The organism is Paenarthrobacter sp. NPDC057981, from assembly GCF_042886835.1.
In the GTDB taxonomy this organism is placed as follows: domain Bacteria; phylum Actinomycetota; class Actinomycetes; order Actinomycetales; family Micrococcaceae; genus Arthrobacter.
The window spans coordinates 98,975-117,495 of the sequence record NZ_JBHVQI010000007.1 but is presented as its reverse complement, the minus strand read 5'-3'; the positions used below and the strand labels follow the sequence as shown (position 1 = coordinate 117,495).

General features: G+C 63.5%; 15 protein-coding genes. 8 read left to right on the top strand and 7 right to left on the bottom strand.

The window, feature by feature from the left end:
- The first annotated feature begins 107 nt into the window (after positions 1-107).
- Positions 108-2,276 (top strand): glycogen debranching N-terminal domain-containing protein, encoded by a 2,169-nt coding sequence (locus ACFVSI_RS09545; RefSeq protein WP_387822394.1) that lies wholly within the window; start codon positions 108-110, stop codon positions 2,274-2,276.
- A 61-nt stretch (positions 2,277-2,337) separates the two neighbouring features.
- Here the strand turns inward: ACFVSI_RS09545 and hxlA are convergent, their stop codons facing one another.
- Entirely contained in the window at positions 2,338-2,961 is a 624-nt protein-coding gene (hxlA, locus tag ACFVSI_RS09540) for a 3-hexulose-6-phosphate synthase (protein ID WP_387822391.1), read from the bottom strand.
- A 74-nt stretch (positions 2,962-3,035) separates the two neighbouring features.
- Entirely contained in the window at positions 3,036-3,626 is a 591-nt protein-coding gene (gene hxlB / locus ACFVSI_RS09535; protein ID WP_387822388.1) for a 6-phospho-3-hexuloisomerase, read from the bottom strand.
- Positions 3,627-3,775: 149 nt separating this feature from the next.
- Here hxlB and ACFVSI_RS09530 point away from each other — a divergent pair, with 149 nt between their 5' ends.
- Entirely contained in the window at positions 3,776-5,041 is a 1,266-nt protein-coding gene (locus ACFVSI_RS09530; protein ID WP_387822385.1) for a LuxR C-terminal-related transcriptional regulator, read from the top strand.
- 71 nt (positions 5,042-5,112) lie between these two features.
- Here ACFVSI_RS09530 and ACFVSI_RS09525 read toward each other — a convergent pair whose 3' ends face one another.
- Both ACFVSI_RS09525 and ACFVSI_RS09520 read right to left on the bottom strand, forming a co-directional pair.
- Positions 5,113-6,531: a ferredoxin reductase gene (locus ACFVSI_RS09525; protein WP_387822383.1), complete on the bottom strand. Its 1,419-nt coding sequence runs from the start codon at positions 6,529-6,531 to the stop codon at positions 5,113-5,115.
- Positions 6,528-7,832, bottom strand: coding sequence for an SRPBCC family protein (locus tag ACFVSI_RS09520; protein WP_387822380.1), 1,305 nt, complete (start codon positions 7,830-7,832; stop codon positions 6,528-6,530). Before ACFVSI_RS09520 ends, ACFVSI_RS09525 begins: the two co-directional genes overlap by 4 nt.
- A 169-nt stretch (positions 7,833-8,001) precedes the next feature.
- Here ACFVSI_RS09520 and ACFVSI_RS09515 point away from each other — a divergent pair, with 169 nt between their 5' ends.
- Complete coding sequence (locus ACFVSI_RS09515) at positions 8,002-8,934, top strand: LysR family transcriptional regulator (protein ID WP_387822378.1); 933 nt, start codon at positions 8,002-8,004, stop codon at positions 8,932-8,934.
- A 19-nt stretch (positions 8,935-8,953) separates the two neighbouring features.
- On the opposite strand, the gene ACFVSI_RS09510 is transcribed toward ACFVSI_RS09515, so the two are convergent.
- From ACFVSI_RS09510 to ACFVSI_RS09500, 3 genes are all read right to left on the bottom strand, one after another.
- Positions 8,954-9,181, bottom strand: coding sequence for a hypothetical protein (locus ACFVSI_RS09510; RefSeq protein WP_387822375.1), 228 nt, complete (start codon positions 9,179-9,181; stop codon positions 8,954-8,956).
- A 2-nt stretch (positions 9,182-9,183) separates the two neighbouring features.
- Positions 9,184-10,098 (bottom strand): pyridoxal 5'-phosphate synthase lyase subunit PdxS, encoded by a 915-nt coding sequence (gene pdxS, locus ACFVSI_RS09505; RefSeq protein ID WP_144661829.1) that lies wholly within the window; start codon positions 10,096-10,098, stop codon positions 9,184-9,186.
- Between the two features lie 181 nt (positions 10,099-10,279).
- Complete coding sequence (locus tag ACFVSI_RS09500; RefSeq protein WP_144661828.1) at positions 10,280-10,960, bottom strand: GntR family transcriptional regulator; 681 nt, start codon at positions 10,958-10,960, stop codon at positions 10,280-10,282.
- Between the two features lie 131 nt (positions 10,961-11,091).
- Here ACFVSI_RS09500 and purU point away from each other — a divergent pair, with 131 nt between their 5' ends.
- The 5 genes from purU to ACFVSI_RS09475 all read left to right on the top strand — a co-directional run bounded on the left by purU (position 11,092) and on the right by ACFVSI_RS09475 (position 18,502).
- On the top strand, positions 11,092-12,009 hold the full coding sequence (purU, locus tag ACFVSI_RS09495; protein WP_387822371.1) for a formyltetrahydrofolate deformylase: 918 nt from the start codon (positions 11,092-11,094) through the stop codon (positions 12,007-12,009).
- 44 nt (positions 12,010-12,053) lie between these two features.
- Complete coding sequence (locus tag ACFVSI_RS09490) at positions 12,054-14,546, top strand: FAD-dependent oxidoreductase (protein ID WP_387822368.1); 2,493 nt, start codon at positions 12,054-12,056, stop codon at positions 14,544-14,546.
- Between the two features lie 115 nt (positions 14,547-14,661).
- A complete protein-coding gene (locus ACFVSI_RS09485; protein WP_387822365.1) occupies positions 14,662-15,288 on the top strand; it encodes a cyclodeaminase/cyclohydrolase family protein in 627 nt (208 codons plus the stop codon).
- Positions 15,285-16,172 (top strand): bifunctional 5,10-methylenetetrahydrofolate dehydrogenase/5,10-methenyltetrahydrofolate cyclohydrolase, encoded by an 888-nt coding sequence (locus ACFVSI_RS09480; protein ID WP_387822363.1) that lies wholly within the window; start codon positions 15,285-15,287, stop codon positions 16,170-16,172. The genes ACFVSI_RS09485 and ACFVSI_RS09480 overlap by 4 nt, the downstream gene beginning before the upstream one ends.
- A gap of 11 nt (positions 16,173-16,183) precedes the next feature.
- On the top strand, positions 16,184-18,502 hold the full coding sequence (locus ACFVSI_RS09475) for an FdhF/YdeP family oxidoreductase (protein WP_387822360.1): 2,319 nt from the start codon (positions 16,184-16,186) through the stop codon (positions 18,500-18,502).
- The last annotated feature ends 19 nt before the right edge of the window (positions 18,503-18,521 follow it).

Sequence of the window (18,521 nt, the reverse complement as noted above, 5' to 3'; positions counted from 1 at the left end):
CGGGTATGGCGTCCGTATCCCCGCGGGCGTACCGTCGTATCAATCCCCACAAGTGGACGGACGCCGGCCGTCCGGCACGGCTCAGGCTCACGGATAAGGAGCATCACGTGGCTGGATGGAATGCTGACACAGCAGCCGGCCCCCTCGGCTCAGGCACGGTGACTTTGGTTGAAGGCTCATCCTTCTGTATTTCCGCCGCAAACGGGGATATTCATTCCGATGTACCCCACGGTGTCTTCCACCTCGACACCCGGATCCTGTCCACCTGGGAACTCACCGTAAATGGACAAGTCATCGAACCCCTGGCAGCAGAAACCAGGGAGCCCTACCGCGCCTTCTTTGTGGGCCGGGTACCCCGCCCCGACGGCCATGCGGACAGCCCTTTACTGGTGGAGAGGCTGCGGGAAGTGGGAAATGGGATCCGCGAAGAAATTACCGTGCGAAATTACTCGAACCAAATGGCTCAATGCCGCATACTGCTCTCCGCAGACTCGGATTTTGCCGACCTTTTTGAAGTCAAGGAAGCCCGGATTACGCGTCAATGGACCGAAACGCACCTGCCCGACGGCGACTCCATCGAAATCCGGGGAAAATGGGAGGACATCCGGAAAAGCGTTGTCATTCGTGCCGATGGGGCCGGGGCCGGGGCAAAAGCATTGGGTTTCACGGCGAAAATTCCTCCCTACGGGAGCTGGAGTACCCGCGCCAGCGTCGTTCCGAAACCGCAGGGCACCGGAGCGGGGGCCACGTTTACCCACCAGGACCAGGGCGGCCTCTCGCCCAGCGACCAGCGACGGCAGGACTGGGTAGCCCGGATCCCTGCTGTTCAGCTCAGCAACCGGTCGATCGAAGACACCTTGCGCCGCAGTTACGAGGACCTGGGTGCGCTCCGCATCCAAGACCCGGACCATCCCGAGCGAGTGGTTGTAGCCGCAGGTGCGCCGTGGTTCATGACGTTGTTCGGCCGCGATTCCCTGTGGGCCTCGGAAATGGCACTGCCTGTGGACCCTTCCCTGGCCTTGGGCACCTTGCGCACCTTGGCCGATCGCCAGGGCACCGTGGTGGATGAGGCCACTGAAGAAGAACCCGGCAAGATCCTGCACGAAGTCCGGCTCGGGGTCTCCGGAGGCCTGGCCTTGGGCGGCAAGTCAGCATATTACGGCAGCGTGGACGCCACACCGCTGTTTGTAGTGGTCCTGGGCTCGGTCAGTCGTTGGGGCTTCGGCAAGGACGCCATCGCATCCCTCCTTCCCCACGCCGACCGCGCCCTGCAGTGGATCCAGGACTACGGGGACCGCGACGGCGACGGTTTTGTGGAATACGGCCGGCCCAACGAACACGGGCTCATCAACCAAGGCTGGAAGGACTCCTGGGACGGCATCAACTTCGCGGACGGCACGCTTGCCCAGCCACCGCTGGCGCTCTGCGAGGTCCAGGCCTACGTGCACGGCGCCTATGTGGCGCGCGCCTGGATGGCATACGACGACGGCGACCTCGCCTTGGCGGAAAGCCTGCGCCAACGCGCGGAAGACCTGAAAACGAAGTTCAACGAGCAGTTCTGGTTGCCGGACAAGGGCTACTACGCCGTGGCCCTTGACCGCGACAAAAGACCAGTGGACGCGTGTGCCTCCAACATGGGCCACTGCCTGTGGTTTGGGTTGATCGACGAGGACAAGGCGCCTGCAGTGGTGGAGCGGCTGATGTCCCCCGAAATGTTCAGCGGCTGGGGCGTCCGCACCCTTGCCAAGGACATGGGCGCCTACAACCCCGCCAGCTACCACAACGGATCGGTATGGCCGCACGACAACGCCCTGATAGTTTCCGGGCTGCTGCGGTACGGCTTCGTGGAGGAAGCACAGCGGATTGCCACGGCGATGCTTGAAGCAGCAGAGATCTCAGGCGACCGCTTACCGGAGCTCTTCTGCGGCTTTGACCGCTCACAGTTCCGCGAGCCAGTCCCCTATCCCACGGCCTGTTCGCCCCAGGCATGGGCTGCCACCACACCCATCCACCTGGTCATGAGCCTGATGCGCTATGACACCCATATCTCCCTGGGCGGCATCTGGCTTGATCCCGTGCTGCCGGCGTCGTTCGGGGACCTGCACATCCGCAACGCGCCCATGGGCAGTGCCCGGATCACGATTGACGCCTCCGGCACCGAAGCCTCAGTGCAGGGCATCCCCGACGGCTTGACTGTCCACCACGGGCAACGTCCGTGGATGTCGGAGTTGGTTGAGCGGGCGCATCACAGCAAGGAGCCCGGGAAAACGCCCTGATGAGGACGCTTTCCCGGGCCATCTGGCGTTGGGAGCCCGCAGTTGAGTCGGGAGCCGGCAGTTACTGGATGGCGGCCTTGAGTTCCTTTGCTGCCAGTTCGGGATCCGAAGCACCGTAAATTGCGCTGCCTGCCACAGCTACATCAGCCCCGGCCAACTGCACCGCGGAAATGGTGGATGCGTTGACGCCGCCCGCAACGGAGAACGGCACGCGGGCCTCTTCCCCGGCGTTGAGGAGTCCGCGGAGGTCGTAACCCGGCTGTGCCTGCTCATCCAGGCCCGCGTGGAATTCGATGAACTTGGCACCCAGGGCCCTGGCTTCCTTGGCGCGGGAGACCTTGTCGGACACGCCGATCAGATCCACCACGATGCCCTTGTTGTGGGCCTGTGCGGCCTTGATGGCACCGGCGATCGTGGAGTCATCCGCAGTTCCCAGGACAGACACCAGATCGGCGCCGGCCTTGAAGGCTATGTCCGCTTCGAGTTCGCCGGCGTCCATGGTCTTCATGTCTGCGAACACAATCTTGCCGGGGTGGGCTTCCTTGATGGCAGTGACGGCGGCAAGACCCTCAGCCTTGATCAGGGGCGTACCCAGCTCGATGATGTCCACGTGCTCGGCTACCTTGCCGGCGAGTTCCAAGGCATCGTCGATGGTGAGGAGATCCAGTGCAACCTGCAGTTTCATGGTGTTCTACTTTCTTTTTTGGGGTGGTCTGTTTCTTGCTGTGGTCTTTGGTGCAGGGGAAAAGATCGCGGCGCCTACTCGAGGTTGGCGTGCCGCAACCAAAGCTTCTCGGCCGGTTCGGCTGTGGCTTCCCACAGCGTCTGGAAAACCGACTCGGTCACCAGGAAAAGGGATTGTTCAAAGAGGCTGCCGGAGTATTGGCGGGAGACAGCGGAACCGTGATCTGTCTTCTGCGCCGCCGGAATGACCACCAGCGCGTCGGCCAGGCCCGCCAGGGCGGACGAAGGGTTGGTGGTCACCGCAGCAACCCCTGCCCCGGCGGCGAGTGCTGTTTCGGCTGCCTTGACCACGCCGGACGTGGCCCCTGAACCCGAGGCCACCACAAGCACGTCGCCCTCAGTAATGGCCGGTGTTGTGGTGTCGCCGGCCACGTGGACCGTCAGACCCAGGTGCATCAGCCGCATCGCCGCCATGCGGAGCACAAGCCCGCTCCGGCCGGCTCCTGCCAGGAAGACCCGTTCCGCCCCTGCGACTTTGTCTGCAAGGCGTGAGAGCTGTCCGTAGTCCAGACCGGAAGCGACCCGGGCAAGCTCGTCGAGGATCATGGAAGCGTTGTCAGCAACGCTTTCGCTTGAGGTGGTGGCTGGTTCTGCGATGACGTGCAACTCTCACTCCTTTGCGGTAGGTGGTTCGGGCCTCTGCGGCATACAGCAATTCTTCCGACCGGGAAGGGTGGGTGTAACGCCGAAAAAGAACAGTCTTCACCATCCTTTTGGGTAGGCGGCGGTGGTGTTTTCCCCGTAGGGTTGGATGCATGTCGCTGCCCTCCGCCATCCCTTGGCAACTTCTGGACGCCATCGCGGACCTCTCCCAAGCACCACTGTCACGAATAGCCGACAGCCTGCGGACTGCTCTTTCGCCATACGCCAGCACCAGCGCACTGGTGATCTTCACCGAAGACTGCACGGGCCGGCCTCAAAAGAAGGCCGGCGCCGAAGAAATCGTCAGCAGGGTCTCCATCCCCGAAATGGACGATGTCCGGGCGGTCATGGACGGGAAAGGGCCGTGGCGCTCCCGCGCCGTGATCGCGGGACGGGACCGCGACATCCTGGCCCTCGCCTACCCGCCCAGCAACGCCCTCCTGGTTTTGACTGATCCAGTTCTGGCAGAGGACAACGAAGCGCTGCGGGTCCTCACCTACCTTTGGGAACTCACAGCGGCCCGCATCCAGGAGAAGGTCAGTGACGCACCGCCGTCGTATCTTTTGGAGTCCCGGGCCGCGTCAGCGGAACGGATCCGCGTGACGGCGGAACTGGTGGACCAACACTCCACCACCCTCGAAACAGTACTGGCAGCATTGCGTTCCAACTCCATGGATGACCATGCTGCCCGGACGTTCGTGACGGACCTGACTGTCAAGGCGCTGATCAGCCTCCGGACCCTGAACGACCGTACAAGCGACCTGGTGGAAGAACCTGTGAGCTCAGCGTTCGAAAGGCTTCGTGAGGACCTCCGCCCGCTGATGCACTTCAGCAACATCGATATCCAGTTCATTGAGCCGCCAGCCAACGGACGGGCCCTCCCGGGAGAAGTGGCCCACGCAGCCAGGGCCGTGGTGCGCGGCCTGGTCCTGGCGATCGCCGAGCAACCGGACGTGCACCGGGTCCGGGCCCAATGGGACTGCGACGGGGAGAACCTGCTGATCAATGTCCGGGACGACGGGCGGGGCGAGCTGTCGCCCGATGCCACCAACATGGAGCGGCTCCGCCAGAAGGTGCAGGCGCTCAACGGCAGGATGAGCGTGGACGTCATGCAAGGGTGGGGAGCCGACATCTCCGTGTCATTGCCGCTGGATCCACCATCTGCGCCTGCAGGGGACGTTGCGGCGTGGGGTCTGGCCTCAAGGGAACTGGAAGTCCTGCAGTCCCTGGCGGCAGGGCAGCGCAACCGTGCCATCGCCGCGGAACTGAACATCAGCGAAAACACCGTGAAATTCCATCTCCGGAACCTCTTCCGAAAGCTGGATGTCCGGTCCCGCACGGAGGCCATTGCGCTGGCCCACAGCGCGGGCCTCCGCTAAGCCGACCGAACAGCAGAAGAGCGCGTTTTGAGGAATCAAAACGCGCTCTTCTGCTACTTGGTTGGGTGGGGTTAGGCGTCGATCACCATGTCCGTGGTTGCCGTGGAGCAGCACGGCAGGAACTTGCCGGCGTCGATTTCCCTTTTCCGGATACCACCCTGGTGGTTCATCTCAACCTCGCCTGACAGCTTGACCACCTTGCAGGAACCGCACATTCCTTCCTTGCAATTGGCACCGATCCGGACGCCGGCCCGCTGGGCCACCTCCAGGATGTGCTCGCTGGGGTCGATCCGCACGTTGACGCCGGTGCGCAGGAAGGACAGGGTGAGGCTACCGGTTCCCACGGTGTCGAAACTCGAGGCATCAGGAGTTGCGGCCTCTGGCTCCGGCGAGGCAACCGGACCGGCGTCGGCAGCGGAACCTGACGGTTCGGCGTCGAGCGCTTCGAGCGGCAGTCCTGTGGCTTCCAAGGTTCCGTCGGCGTCGTAGCCGGGCTCGTACAGCCCGAAGGCCGCGGGCTGGCTTTCGAAGTAGTCCTCGGCCGAATCGGCAATCTCTTCAGCGATTTCTTCGGCAATGTCGGCGGCCAGGGCCACCTCGGCCGCGTATTCGAGGAGAGTCTGGCGGTCACCCGAGAAGAACTCCATGTAGATCGAGGTGTCGTCCACCCCTACCTTCTTCAGGAGCTCGGTGGCCGTATTCAGATATCCCTCGGGACCGCAGGCATATACCTGGCGTCCGTTGGCGTCCGGCGCCACTTCATCGATCATGGCCGCGGTCAGACGGCCGCTGAGACCTTCCCAGCCTTCGGGCTTGTTGCGGTCACCCAGGGAGTAGAACACCCGGATGCGCGAATCCACGGAGGCGATGTAGGCCAGCTCGCGGTGGAAGGCGAAGCCGCCTGCCTCCGCCCCGTGGTAGAGGACTACGACGTCGGCGTGCCCGGGCAGTGAGTGGATGGTCCGCACCATGGACATGATGGGCGTGATGCCCGCGCCGGCAGCCAGCAGGAGGTACCGCGCGCGCCGGTCGGCGTCGGGCAGGTGGAATGCTCCCACCGGACCGAGCATCTCCAGGACCGTACCGGGCTTGACGTTTTCATGCACCCAAGGCGACACCAGGCCGCCGGCGTCGCGCTTGACGCTGATGCTGAAGGTCCAGGGTTCAGTGGGTGAACTGGACAGCGAATAGCTGCGGTCCACCGGATCCTGGTCCTCGCCGTTCACGGGGAAGGCGATGTTGACATACTGCCCTGCACGGAAGGCAAGGGGTGCGCCGTCGCAGCGGCGGAAGACGAACGTCATCAGCCCGCCTGCTTCGGGCACGGTCTCCACGCACTCGGCCATGAACTCCTGCGGGTGCCATGGCCCCAGGGCGCGGGCAGCGCGGGCGGGTGCCTCGGTGCTGCCCATGACACGGTTCCATGGCATCTCAAGGCCGCGGATCCGCTGTGGCTCCTGGATGGCCGTTTCAGTGAGGAGTTCAATCATGCCAAGTGCTCCTGCACGCGCTGCACGTACCAGTTGATGAAGGCTTCAACCTGGTATTCGCTCTTCATGTAGGGGCCGGGCTCGTAGGCGGGGCTTCCTGCACCGGTCTGGCACAGTTCGACGAATGCCTTGTCCTGGATGTTGGTCTGCTTCCAGGTGTAGGTGAGCTTGTCGAGGTCGTAGTCCACGCCTTCAACCGCGTCATCGGCAACGAGCCAGGTGGTGCGGACCAGGGACTGGTGTTCGTTGATGGGGAAAACGCCGAACGTGATGACGTGGTCACCCAGGAAGTGGAACCAGCTGTTGGGCTGCAGGTGCATGGAGCACCGACCAAGGCGGAAGTCGGGCAGGTCGCCGAGCAGCTTCTTGGAGAGCCTGCGCCCATCAGGGGAGAAGGATTCGCCTTCGCCGTCCAGGGATTCGCGCGAAATGCGGATACCTGCAATACGGGTGTCCAGCTCTTCGACTACCTCGTAGGGCAGTCCGTAACGGCGGCAGCGCTCTTCCAGGGAGGACTGGGCTTCCTTGTTGCGGTCCCATACCTCTTCAAGGTGGGTCGGGATCAGTCCCTCAGTCAGGCCCCAGGTGGGGAAAAGGGAACAGGCGAGCTCCGGGTGTCCGTCGCAGTGGTAGCACTCACGGTTGTTCTCCATGACGAGCTTCCAGTTGCCCTCTTCGATGATGTTCTGCTGGTAGGCAATCTTCGTCTTGGCGAGATCGTGGGGTGCCAGGTAGGGCTCGAAGATCTTGGAGGTCTCGTCGAAATCCGCGGGCGGCTCATTCGCGATGCAAACGAAGATGAGGCCGGCAACCTCACGGCTGTGGGCACGCTTGAGGGCGAAGCAGTTCTTGTCGAACTTGGCCTCTCCGGGGGCGGAGGCGTGGATCAGGTTGCCCTCCGGCGAGTAGGTCCAGGAGTGGTAGCCACAAACCAGGTTTCCGGTGGAACCGGCAGCTTCGGTAAGGACGCGTGCACCGCGGTGGCGGCATACGTTGTGCAGAACGTTGACTTCGCCGTCGTCGTTGCGGAGGACGATCAGCGAGTACGGCCCGTAATCCACCGTGATGTAGTCGCCCGGCTCCGGCAGTTCGGCGACGCTACCGGCAAAAATCCAGTGCTGGCCGAAGATGGCTTCCATGTCGATCTTGAAGATCGTGGGATCGGTGTAGAAAGGGGCGTCGAGGGAGTAGCCGGCGCGCCGGAACTCGAACAGTGCGCTGATCTCGGCCAGCTGCTCCGCAGGCAATGTCGAGGCGAGTTTTCCGCGTGAATTCAGGGGCGCGTTCACTTGAGCAGTCATGGGTTTCCTCCCGGGAGGCTGGGTAAATGTCTGATTCTTGGGGACCGCGGATGCATCATCGCAAGCGGCGTTATCGAAGTCTTCGTAGTAAGAGATTAGGGACGATTGAACTGCAACAAAAGCGCAATATTTAGGAGATAACCCTGCACATTAGGTGCATGATGTTCTCATGATCGATCAGAGGCTTATTACCCTCCGCGTGTTCGCCCGCTGCGGCACTGTCGGGGCCACAGCCGAACTCACGGGATATTCCCCTTCCGCCGTCTCCGCGCAGCTTCGTGAACTCCAGCGCGTGCTGGGAATGCAGCTGCTCACCAAGGACGGCCGGGGCGTGCGGCTGACTGCCACGGGACGCTTTCTGGTCAACGGTTCAGACAGCCTGATCGCCGAATGGGAGAGCCTGCGCGCAGCGGCCATGGAAGCCGGCGACCAGGTGCAGTCGCACTTCGGCCTGGGTGGATTCTCGACGGCGGCGGCACAGCTGCTCGCGCCCCTCGCCGCTACGCTGCGCTCCAGCCGCCCCCTTCTGGAGGTGCAGGTTCTGGAGGCAAATCCATCACGGTGCTTCGACTTGCTGGTGGCAGAGCGCATCGACCTCGCCGTCATAGTTGCCATGCAGTCCGACACATACGGCGAAGACGACCCCCGGTTCGAACAAACCGTCCTGCTCGACGACCCTTTGGACGTCATCATTCCCGGCGACCACCCCTTGGCAGCGCGCCAAACCGTGACGCTTGAAGAGTTGGCATCGGAGCCCTGGATCACGGAGGCCGCAGGGTCCACCTACCACTCACTGTTCACCGCGGCCTTCACCGCCGTCGGCGTCACACCCCGGATCGCGCATGAGGCCGTTGAGTGGGAAACCCAGATCGCCTTCGTGGGGGCAGGGCTCGGCGTCGGCCTGCTGCCGCGGTTGGCGCCGCTGCACAACGCCGAAAATGTGGTCCGGTTGCGCATAACCGGCAAAGGAAAACCGGCCCGCCGTATCGTGGCGGCCGTACGCAGGGGCAGCATCGCTTCGCCCCTTATCAAGGAGTCATTGGAAATCCTGCAGAAGAGGGCCCAACGCATCCTCACTGCCAGGCCGGAGGACGAGGCCTGAGTTTGGCACGTGCGCGGGGCTACGCCCACACCTCGTACCCCGTGGACTGATCGAAAAGCTTCCGCCGGTCCGCCCCGTGAGCCGCGATCCAGAGGACGGAGTCATCGGCCGCCGCCTGCTCCACCACCCCGGTCATGACGCGATCGCCCTTCAACCACACTTCGACCACGTGGCCCGTCAACTGGGCCCAGTCCTTGCGCAAGGCCCGTCCCTCTACGGTCCTGGCCGGCTTTGTCTGTCCGAGCACGGCTACCACCCGCGCTCTGCGAGGCGGTGGGGTTCGGGGATTTCGTCGACGTTGATGCCGACCATGGCTTCGCCCAGGCCGCGGGAGACCTTGGCGATCACGTCAGGATCGTCGTAGTAGGCAGTGGCCTTGACGACGGCGGCCGCACGCTCTGCGGGGTTGCCGGACTTGAAGATACCGGAACCGACGAACACACCATCAGCGCCGAGCTGCATCATCATCGCAGCATCAGCCGGAGTCGCGATGCCACCAGCGGTGAACAACACCACCGGAAGCTTGCCCGTGGCAGCAACTTCCTTCACCAACTCGTACGGGGCCTGCAACTCCTTGGCCGCAACATACAGCTCGTCCTCGGGAAGAGCCGAAAGCTTCGCGATCTCAGCACGGATCTTACGCATGTGACCGGTCGCGTTGGACACATCCCCGGTACCGGCTTCGCCCTTGGAACGGATCATCGCAGCACCTTCGTTGATGCGGCGCAGCGCCTCACCCAGGTTGGTGGCACCACAAACGAACGGAACAGTGAAGTTCCACTTGTCGATGTGGTTGATGTAATCCGCCGGGGTCAACACCTCGGACTCATCGATGTAGTCCACACCCAACGACTGCAGGACCTGGGCCTCGACAAAGTGGCCGATACGGGCCTTGGCCATCACCGGAATGGACACCGCGGCAATGATCTGATCGATCATGTCGGGATCGGACATGCGGGACACGCCACCCTGGGCGCGGATATCAGCCGGAACACGCTCCAGCGCCATGACAGCCACGGCACCGGCGTCCTCGGCGATGCGGGCCTGCTCGACGTTAACGACGTCCATGATGACGCCGCCCTTGAGCATCTCCGCCATGCCCCGCTTCACACGGCTGCTGCCCGTGAGCGGAATGTGTTCGAAAAGAGGGTGTCGTGTAGTCACGTGATACTCCGGAGACTTGGGGGTGATCGCATCAAAATCGCCGGATCGGACGCAGGCATGCTGCCAGAGAAGCCCTGATATCCGGGTGATATATTAGTGAGGTCAAGTATGCAATCGCCCCGCGCCGGCGTCAACCACCCCAGCTCTGCGATCCTGCGGCTTCTGGCGGCAGGTGTAATACCTAGGCCGCGAACAGCGCCTGACGAACCGCCTGCTCGAATCCACTGACGTGAACCCGGGCAAGCTCCGCAGCCTCTTCTTCATTGCCGTCGATGACTGCACGCAGCAGGTCCAAGTGCTCGCGCACATGGTGTTCCAGGTTCGGCAAGCGATCCAGCACCATGCACCAGATACGCGTAGCCAGGTTGTCGTAGCGAATCAGAACGTCCTCCAGATGCGGATTTGCGGCCGCGGCGTAGATACCCTGATGGACGCTTGCATCGAGGCGCAACGTCTCAACAACCGAGGCCGCGTTGACATCGAAGCCCTCAACAGCCCTCATCACGCTTCGCAGGTGTTCCCTGGTGTCAGCGGAAGCGACCCTCGCGGCACGTGCGGCCGCAAGTGGCTCCAGCTGGGCCCGGATTTCGGAGATAAAGGCCAGATCAGTCACTTCCACCCGGGTAGCGAACGTCCCGCGCCGCGGATAGGTAATGACCAGACGATCGAGTTCCAAGCGCTTCAGCGCCTCGCGGACAGGCGTCCGCCCGACCTCCAGTTCCTTGGCAAGCTGATCGTCATTGAGGATGTCGCCGGGCTTGATGTCAAGCATGAGGAGCCGGTCGCGCAAGCGTTCGTAGGCCACGTCAGCCAGAGATTTCCTGGTGGCATCGCCGATGTTTGCAAGAGTTCCAGTAGCCACAGCGCCAACTCCTTCTTCAAAACCGGGAAATCTATTGACCTGCCCGGGACACCAGTATACGCTGATTTCCAATCCTAATATATCAGTTCATATCCCAGGAATATATCTAGGCAAACTTCTAAGGAGGACACATGACCCTCGTGGCTTCAGACTCACACCTCAGCACTCTTCCAGCTGAACGCGGCCAGCTCAATGGCGAGCAGGCGCAGAAGTTCGTACTCACATTGTCGTGCGTCGAACAGCCGGGCATCGTGCAGGCAGTCACCACCTTCCTCTTCGACCGAGGCTTCAACATCGAAGAACACCAGCAGTTCGACGACAGTCTGCGCCAGACGCTGCACCTGCGCACCGCATTTTCAGGTTCCCAGAGCTTCTCCCCGGAGCGGCTGGAGGACGAGTTCGCTTCGATCGCAGAACGCTTCGACATGAAGTTCAGCTTCCACGACGAGACCAAGCCGCGCGTCCTGGTGATGGTCTCCAAGTTCGGGCACTGCCTCAACGACCTCATCTTCCGCTGGCGCGGCGGAAGCCTCGGCGGCGAACTGGTGGCCGTGGTTTCCAACCACGAGACCCACCGTGCCATGGCAGAGGCTGCCGGGCTGCCCTTCATCCACGTTCCGGTCACCCCGGACACCAAGGCCGATGCAGAGCAGAAGCTCCTGGACCTGGTGGACGAATACCAGGCGGACCTGGTGGTCCTGGCCCGCTACATGCAGGTCCTCTCGGACGACCTGTGCCGCAAGCTCGAAGGCCGCGCCATCAACATCCACCACTCCTTCCTTCCCGGATTCAAGGGCGCCCGCCCCTACCACCAGGCCTACGACCGCGGCGTGAAGCAGGTAGGCGCAACGGCCCATTACGTCACGGCAGACCTGGACGAGGGCCCGATCATCGAGCAGGAAGTCATCCGCGTGGACCACAGCTACGGTCCCACGGCCCTTTCCACCGTTGGCCAGGACGCGGAAGCCCTCGCCCTGTCCCGAGCCGTCCGCTGGCACTGCGAACACCGCGTCCTGCTGGACCAGACCAGCACCGTCGTCTTCCGCTAAGCGCCCCGCACAAGCCCCGCCCGAATCACGCAGGAGAAACTTTCATGGCATCCACGCCCCGCATTGTCATCATCGGAGCCGGGATCGTCGGCACCAACCTCGCCGACGAACTGGTCACCCGTGGCTGGAACAACATCACCGTCCTGGACCAGGGTCCCCTGAACATGCCTGGTGGTTCCACCTCGCACGCACCCGGACTGGTGTTCCAGACCAACCCCTCCAAGTCCATGGCCCTCTTCGCCAAGTACACGGTGGAGAAGCTCCTGTCCCTGACCGAGGACGGCCAGAGCTGCTTCAACCAGGTGGGCGGCCTTGAAGTTGCCACCACGGAAACCCGTCTGGCAGACCTCAAGCGCAAGCTTGGCTACGCCCAGGCGTGGGGCATCGATGGCAAGATCCTCTCCCGGGAAGAGTGCAAGGAGCTCTACCCGCTCATCAACGAGGAAGACATCCTCGGCGGCCTCCACGTACCCACCGATGGCCTGGCCTTGGCCGCGCGTGCCGTCCAGCTGCTCATCAAGCGCACTGAAGCTGCCGGCGTGAAGTACATCGGCAACACCGAGGTGACCGGTATCGAGCAATCCAACCGCCGCGTCACCGGCGTCGAAACTGCCGACGGCGTGATCCCCGCGGACATCGTGGTGTCCTGCGCCGGCTTCTGGGGCGCAAAGGTGGGCGAGCTGATCGGCATGTCCGTTCCGCTGCTCCCGCTGGCGCACCAGTACGTCAAGACCACGCCGGTTCCCGCGCAGAAGGGCAAGAACGAACTGCCCAACGGCGCCCGGCTGCCCATCCTGCGCCACCAGGACCAGGACCTGTACTACCGCGAACACGGCGAGCGCTACGGCATCGGCTCGTACGCCCACCGCCCCATGCCCGTTGACCTCGACGAGCTCGGCACCTTCAAGCCGGAGAGCATCAGCGAACACAACATGCCGTCCCGCCTCGACTTCACTCTGGAGGACTTCCTGCCGGCATGGGAGGCCACCAAGCAGATCCTCCCGGCACTGCGCGAAAGCGAAATCGAAGACGGCTTCAACGGCATCTTCTCCTTCACCCCGGACGGCGGCTCCCTGGTGGGCGAGTCCAAGGAGGTAGACGGGTTCGTCGTTGCCGAGGCCGTGTGGGTGACCCACTCCGCAGGCATCGCCCGTGCCGTGGCCGAGCTTCTGGTGGACGGCAAGTCCAAGATTGATCTTGGCGACTGCGACATCCACCGCTTCGAAGAGGTCCAGCTGACCCCCGAGTACGTCAGCGAAACTTCCCAGCAGAACTTCGTGGAAATCTACGATGTCCTGCACCCGCTCCAGCCCAAGCTGTCCCCGCGGAACCTTCGCGTCAGCCCGTTCCACGCCCGCCACAAGCAGCTGGGTGGCTACTTCCTTGAAGGTGCCGGTTGGGAGCGTCCGTACTGGTTCGAAGCGAACGCCGAACTTCTGAAGGAAATGCCGGACGAGTGGCAGCCACCGGCCCGCGACTCCTGGTCCGGAATGTTCAGCTCCCCCATCGCGGCAGCCGAAGCCTGGAAGACCCGTACGGCAGTGGCCATGTACGACATGACCCCGCTCAAGCGACTGGAAGTCTCCGGCCCCGGCGCGTTGAAGCTCCTGCAGGAATTGACCACCGGTGATCTCGCCAAGAAGCCCGGCGCTGTCACCTACACCCTGCTCTTGGACGAAGCCGGTGGCATCCGAAGCGACATCACCGTGGCACGCCTGAGCGAGGATACCTTCCAGCTCGGCGCGAACGGCAACATCGACACCGCCTACTTTGACCGGGCTGCCCGCCACCAGACCGCCAACGGCGGCGCCGAGGACTGGGTCCAGGTCCGCGACACCACGGGCGGCACCTGCTGCATCGGCCTCTGGGGTCCCCTGGCCCGCGATCTCGTCAGCACCATCAGCAATGACGATTTCACCAATGACGGCCTCAAGTACTTCCGTTCCAAGGAAGTAGTGATCGGCGGAATTCCGGTCACGGCCATGCGCCTTTCCTACGTGGGCGAACTCGGCTGGGAGCTCTACACGAGCGCCGACAACGGCCAGCGCCTGTGGGATGCACTGTGGAAGGCCGGCCAGCCGTTCGGTGTCATCGCCGCCGGCCGCGCAGCCTTCAGCTCGCTTCGCCTCGAAAAGGGCTACCGCTCCTGGGGCACGGACATGACCACGGAGCACGACCCCTACGAATCCGGCCTTGCTTTCGCGGTGAAGATGACCAAGGAGAACTTCGTTGGGAAGGCAGCGCTGGAGGGCCGCAGCGAGGAAACCTCCAAGCGCCGCCTGCGCTGCTTGACGGTCGACGACGGCAGGAGCCTCGTGCTGGGCAAGGAACCGGTGTTCTACAAGGACCAGGCGGTGGGTTACGTCACCAGCGCGGCCTACGGTTACACGGTCCGCAAGCCCATCGCCTACGCCTACTTGCCCTCAGCTGTCTCACTGGGAGACTCCGTGGAAATCGAGTACTTCGGCCGCCGTATCCAGGCGACCGTCACCGAGGATCCGCTGTACGACCCCACCATGAGCCGCCTCCGGGGCTAGTCAGTCCTGCTGCCGCAACCGCGGCGTCCAAGACACACGGCCCGGGCCCCCTTTCCCTCGCAACCGGGTCCGGGCCGTTGTCTTTCCCTTATCTTTCTCCAGCCCAGGAAGACACATGATCAGTTCAGAAACAGTCAACGATTATCTGGCCAGGCTCGCCGCCCGCCAACCCACACCAGGCGGCGGAGCGGCGGCGGCGTTGCATGCAGCCCAGGGTGCAGCACTGGTTGCCATGGTTGCCCGGTACACCACCGGCGAAAAGTACGCAGAGCATGCAGGACTGGTTGCCCGTATCACCAGCGCAGCCGACCGGCTGGTAGCGGAGGCTTTGGGCCTTGCCGACGCCGATGAGCAGGCCTTCCAGGGCGTCATCGACTCCTACAAACTTCCTTCCGACACCGCCGAGCTCAAGGCCGCGAAGAAGGCGGCGATCGACGCTGCCTTGGTCCAGGCCGCACAAACACCGGCCCAGCTCATCAGGGTTGCCGGCGACATCGTGGACCTCGCTTCCGAACTTTTTGGCGCCGCCAACCCCAACGTCATCAGCGACGTCGCTGCTGCCGCTGACGCGGCCCGGGCGGCTGCCACTACCGCGCGGATCAACATCGACATCAACCTCGTTGCCATTAAGGACGATGCTGTCCGGACCGGACTTGCCGGGCAGACCGACGGGCTGGAAGAGAAAGTGGTCCTGGCCGCTGACACCCTCTCCCGCCGCGTCCGCGAAAGGATCCTCGCATGAGCGCAGAAGTGCTGTCCGGAAAGCCGCTGGCGGGCTTGATCAAGCAACGCGCCCAGGAACAGGCCCACGCGCTGGACAGCCAGGGCATCCGCCCCACGGTTGCCGTAGTGGTGGCCACGGACGACGAATCGACCCTCTGGTACGTCCGGTCCATCGAACGCGCCGCCGAACGGGCCGGCATCGGTTGCAGGATCGTGGATCTTGGCCGCGACGCCACCGAGCAGGTCCTGGCCTCGGTCCTCAGCGACCTCAGCGTGGAGTCTTCGGTCCACGGCATCATCCTCCAGACTCCCCTGCCTGCCGGGGTGAAGGCGGATTCCTTGGTGGGCCTTATCGCCCCCGAAAAGGACATCGACGGCGCCAACCCCCTCAGCCTCGGCCGCCTGGCCGTCGGCCAGCCCGCGTTCGCCCCGGCCACCGCACGCTCGGTTGTGGAGATCCTGGATCACTATGAGGTGCCGGTAGCGGGACGCAACGTCGTCGTCGTCGGACGTTCCGCGGTGGTGGGCAAGCCGCTGTCCCTGCTGCTGCTCGCCAAGGATGCCACCGTCACCGTCTGCCACTCCCGTTCAGGTGCGCTGGAGCAGTTTACGCGGCCCGCCGACGTCGTGGTGGTGGCCGCCGGCCGAACCGGGCTGTTGACCGGCAGTCACGTCACGGAAAAGACGGTAGTAGTCGACGTCGGAACCAACGTCCTGCCCGACGGCTCACTGGTGGGGGACGTTGACGAAGCCAGCGTCACCGGCGTCGCCGCTGCCTTGACCCCTGTTCCCGGCGGCGTTGGTTCCGTCACCACCGCCCTCTTGCTCCTGCACACCGTGGAAGCCGCGAGCCAGCAGGAACCCGCCCAACTGGCCGCTGCCGCATCCGCGACCCGGATCTGAAGGGAAACCGCATGGCTACGAAAGCCCCCAACGGAAACATCGACGAGTCAAAGCTGACCGTCACCAAACCCAAGACCAAAGCCGTGGGTATCCCGGCTGTCGCGAACGCGCTGAAGATCTCCCTGGAACAGATGGGTCCGGTCCGCAGCGTTCAGACCCTGCTCGCCGTCAACCAGCTGGACGGCTTCGACTGCATGGGCTGTGCCTGGCCCGAGCATGAAAAGCGCAACGCCGCGGAGTTCTGCGAGAACGGGGCCAAAGCCGTCGCGGAGGAAGCCACCCGCCGCCGTGTCACTCCCGAATTCTTCGCCAAGTACTCCATCGCAGACCTGAAAACCCGCGACGACTACTGGCTGGGACAGCAGGGACGCCTGACCCACCCCATGGTCTTGGAAGAGGGCGCCACCCATTACACCCCGATTGAATGGGACGCCGCATACGAGCTGATGGCTGAGGAACTGCGCAGCCTGGAAAGCCCTGACCAGGCCGTCTTCTACACCTCGGGCCGCACCTCCAACGAAGCCGCTTTCGTTTACCAGCTCCTGGTCCGTGGCCTCGGCACGAACAACCTGCCGGACTGCTCCAACATGTGCCACGAGTCCTCCGGCTCGGCCCTGGTGGAAACCATAGGCATCGGAAAAGGTTCCGTCAGCCTCACTGACCTGGAAACGGCGTCGCTGATCTTTGTTGCGGGGCAGAACCCGGGAACCAACCACCCCCGGATGCTCAGTGCACTGGAGAAAGCCAAGAAGAACGGCGCTGTCATCGTGTCCGTGAATCCCCTCCCTGAGGCCGGGCTCCTGCACTTCGAAAACCCGCAGCATGTTCAGGGCGTAGTTTCCGGCGTTAAGCTCACCGACGACTTCCTGCAGATCCGTGCCGGCGGCGACCAGGCCCTCTTCCAGGGCTTGGGCAAATACCTGCTGGAAGCCGAGGCCGAAGGCCGCAAGACTCCTGGCCTGGAGACAGTGCTGGACCACGCGTTCATTAATGACCACACAGTGGGCATCGACGAATACCTGCGCTACCTGGAGAAGGTGGAGTGGGACGACATCGTCGAAGCCACCGGGCTCACACTCGAGCAGCTGCACGCGACCGGCGAACGCCTTCTGGCCTCCAATGCCACGATCGTGTGCTGGGCCATGGGACTGACCCAGCACAAGCACTCCGTCCCCACGCTCAGGGACGTTGTGAACGTGCTGCTGCTCCAAGGCAACATCGGCAAGCCCGGTGCCGGCGTGTGTCCGGTTCGCGGCCACTCGAACGTCCAGGGCGACCGCACCATGGGTATCTTCGAGAAGATGCCGGAGACCTTCCACGACCGTCTGGACCAGGAATTCGAGTTCCGCTCACCCCGGGAACACGGCTTTGACACAGTGGCCGCCATCCGTGCGATGCGGGACGGAAACGTCCGCTTCTTCATGGGAATGGGCGGCAACTTCGTCCGGGCTGCCCCCGATTCGGAGGTTACCGAACAGGCCCTTGCCAACACCCGGTTGACGGTGCAGATCTCCACCAAGCTCAACCACTCCCACCTGTCCACGGGCCGACGTGCTCTGATCCTGCCGACCCTTGGACGGACCGAGAAGGACACCCAGCGCACGGGGGACCAGCGGGTCACTGTCGAGGACTCCATGAGTGCAGTCCACGCCTCACGGGGCAGGCTCAAGCCCGCAAGTGATCACCTCCACTCCGAAGTCGCGATCGTCTGCAACCTCGCAGACAGGTTGTTTACCGACGGTCACGGCCGGCTGCCCAACACCCCCAACGCCTCCTGGTTGGCCATGAGGGACGACTACACGTTGATCAGGAAACACATCGAGGCGGTGTTTGACGGCTTCGAGGATTTCGAGGCCCGGATCCAGCACCCCGGCGGCTTCGTCCTGCCGCACCCCCCGCGCGACGCCAGGACGTTCCACACCGCCTCCGGGAAGGCCCACTTCACCGGCAATGAGCTTGAGTACATCCAGGTCCCGCCCGGCAGGCTGGTCCTTCAGACGCTGCGCTCCCACGACCAGTACAACACCACCATCTACGGCAAGGACGACCGCTACCGGGGAATCCACGGTGGCCGGCGTGTAGTGCTCATCAACGCCGAGGACATCAAGGAACTCGGCTTTGCCGATGGAGACATGGTCCATCTGATCTCCGAGTTCCAAGGGGTCGATCGCCGCGCCGAGGACTTCCGCATTGTCTCGTACTCGACGCCGAAGGGTTGCGCCGCTGCGTACTACCCCGAGACCAACGTCCTGGTGCCCCTGGACTCCGTCGCTGACACCAGCGGCACACCTACCTCGAAATCCGTGATCATCCGGCTGGAGAGGGCCTGAATGCATAAAAGAAGCGTCC

Bases quoted from the DNA above. Each gene is read 5' to 3' on its own strand.
- ACFVSI_RS09480 (WP_387822363.1), top strand. From the start codon at position 15,285: ATGAGCGCAGAAGTGCTGTCCGGAAAGCCGCTGGCGGGCTTGATCAAG.
- hxlA (WP_387822391.1), bottom strand. From the start codon at position 2,961: ATGAAACTGCAGGTTGCACTGGATCTCCTCACCATCGACGATGCCTTG.
- purU (WP_387822371.1), top strand. From the start codon at position 11,092: ATGACCCTCGTGGCTTCAGACTCACACCTCAGCACTCTTCCAGCTGAA.
- ACFVSI_RS09475 (WP_387822360.1), top strand. From the start codon at position 16,184: ATGGCTACGAAAGCCCCCAACGGAAACATCGACGAGTCAAAGCTGACC.
- ACFVSI_RS09490 (WP_387822368.1), top strand. From the start codon at position 12,054: ATGGCATCCACGCCCCGCATTGTCATCATCGGAGCCGGGATCGTCGGC.
- ACFVSI_RS09525 (WP_387822383.1), bottom strand. From the start codon at position 6,531: ATGATTGAACTCCTCACTGAAACGGCCATCCAGGAGCCACAGCGGATC.
- ACFVSI_RS09530 (WP_387822385.1), top strand. From the start codon at position 3,776: ATGTCGCTGCCCTCCGCCATCCCTTGGCAACTTCTGGACGCCATCGCG.
- ACFVSI_RS09485 (WP_387822365.1), top strand. From the start codon at position 14,662: ATGATCAGTTCAGAAACAGTCAACGATTATCTGGCCAGGCTCGCCGCC.
- ACFVSI_RS09515 (WP_387822378.1), top strand. From the start codon at position 8,002: ATGATCGATCAGAGGCTTATTACCCTCCGCGTGTTCGCCCGCTGCGGC.
- ACFVSI_RS09520 (WP_387822380.1), bottom strand. From the start codon at position 7,832: ATGACTGCTCAAGTGAACGCGCCCCTGAATTCACGCGGAAAACTCGCC.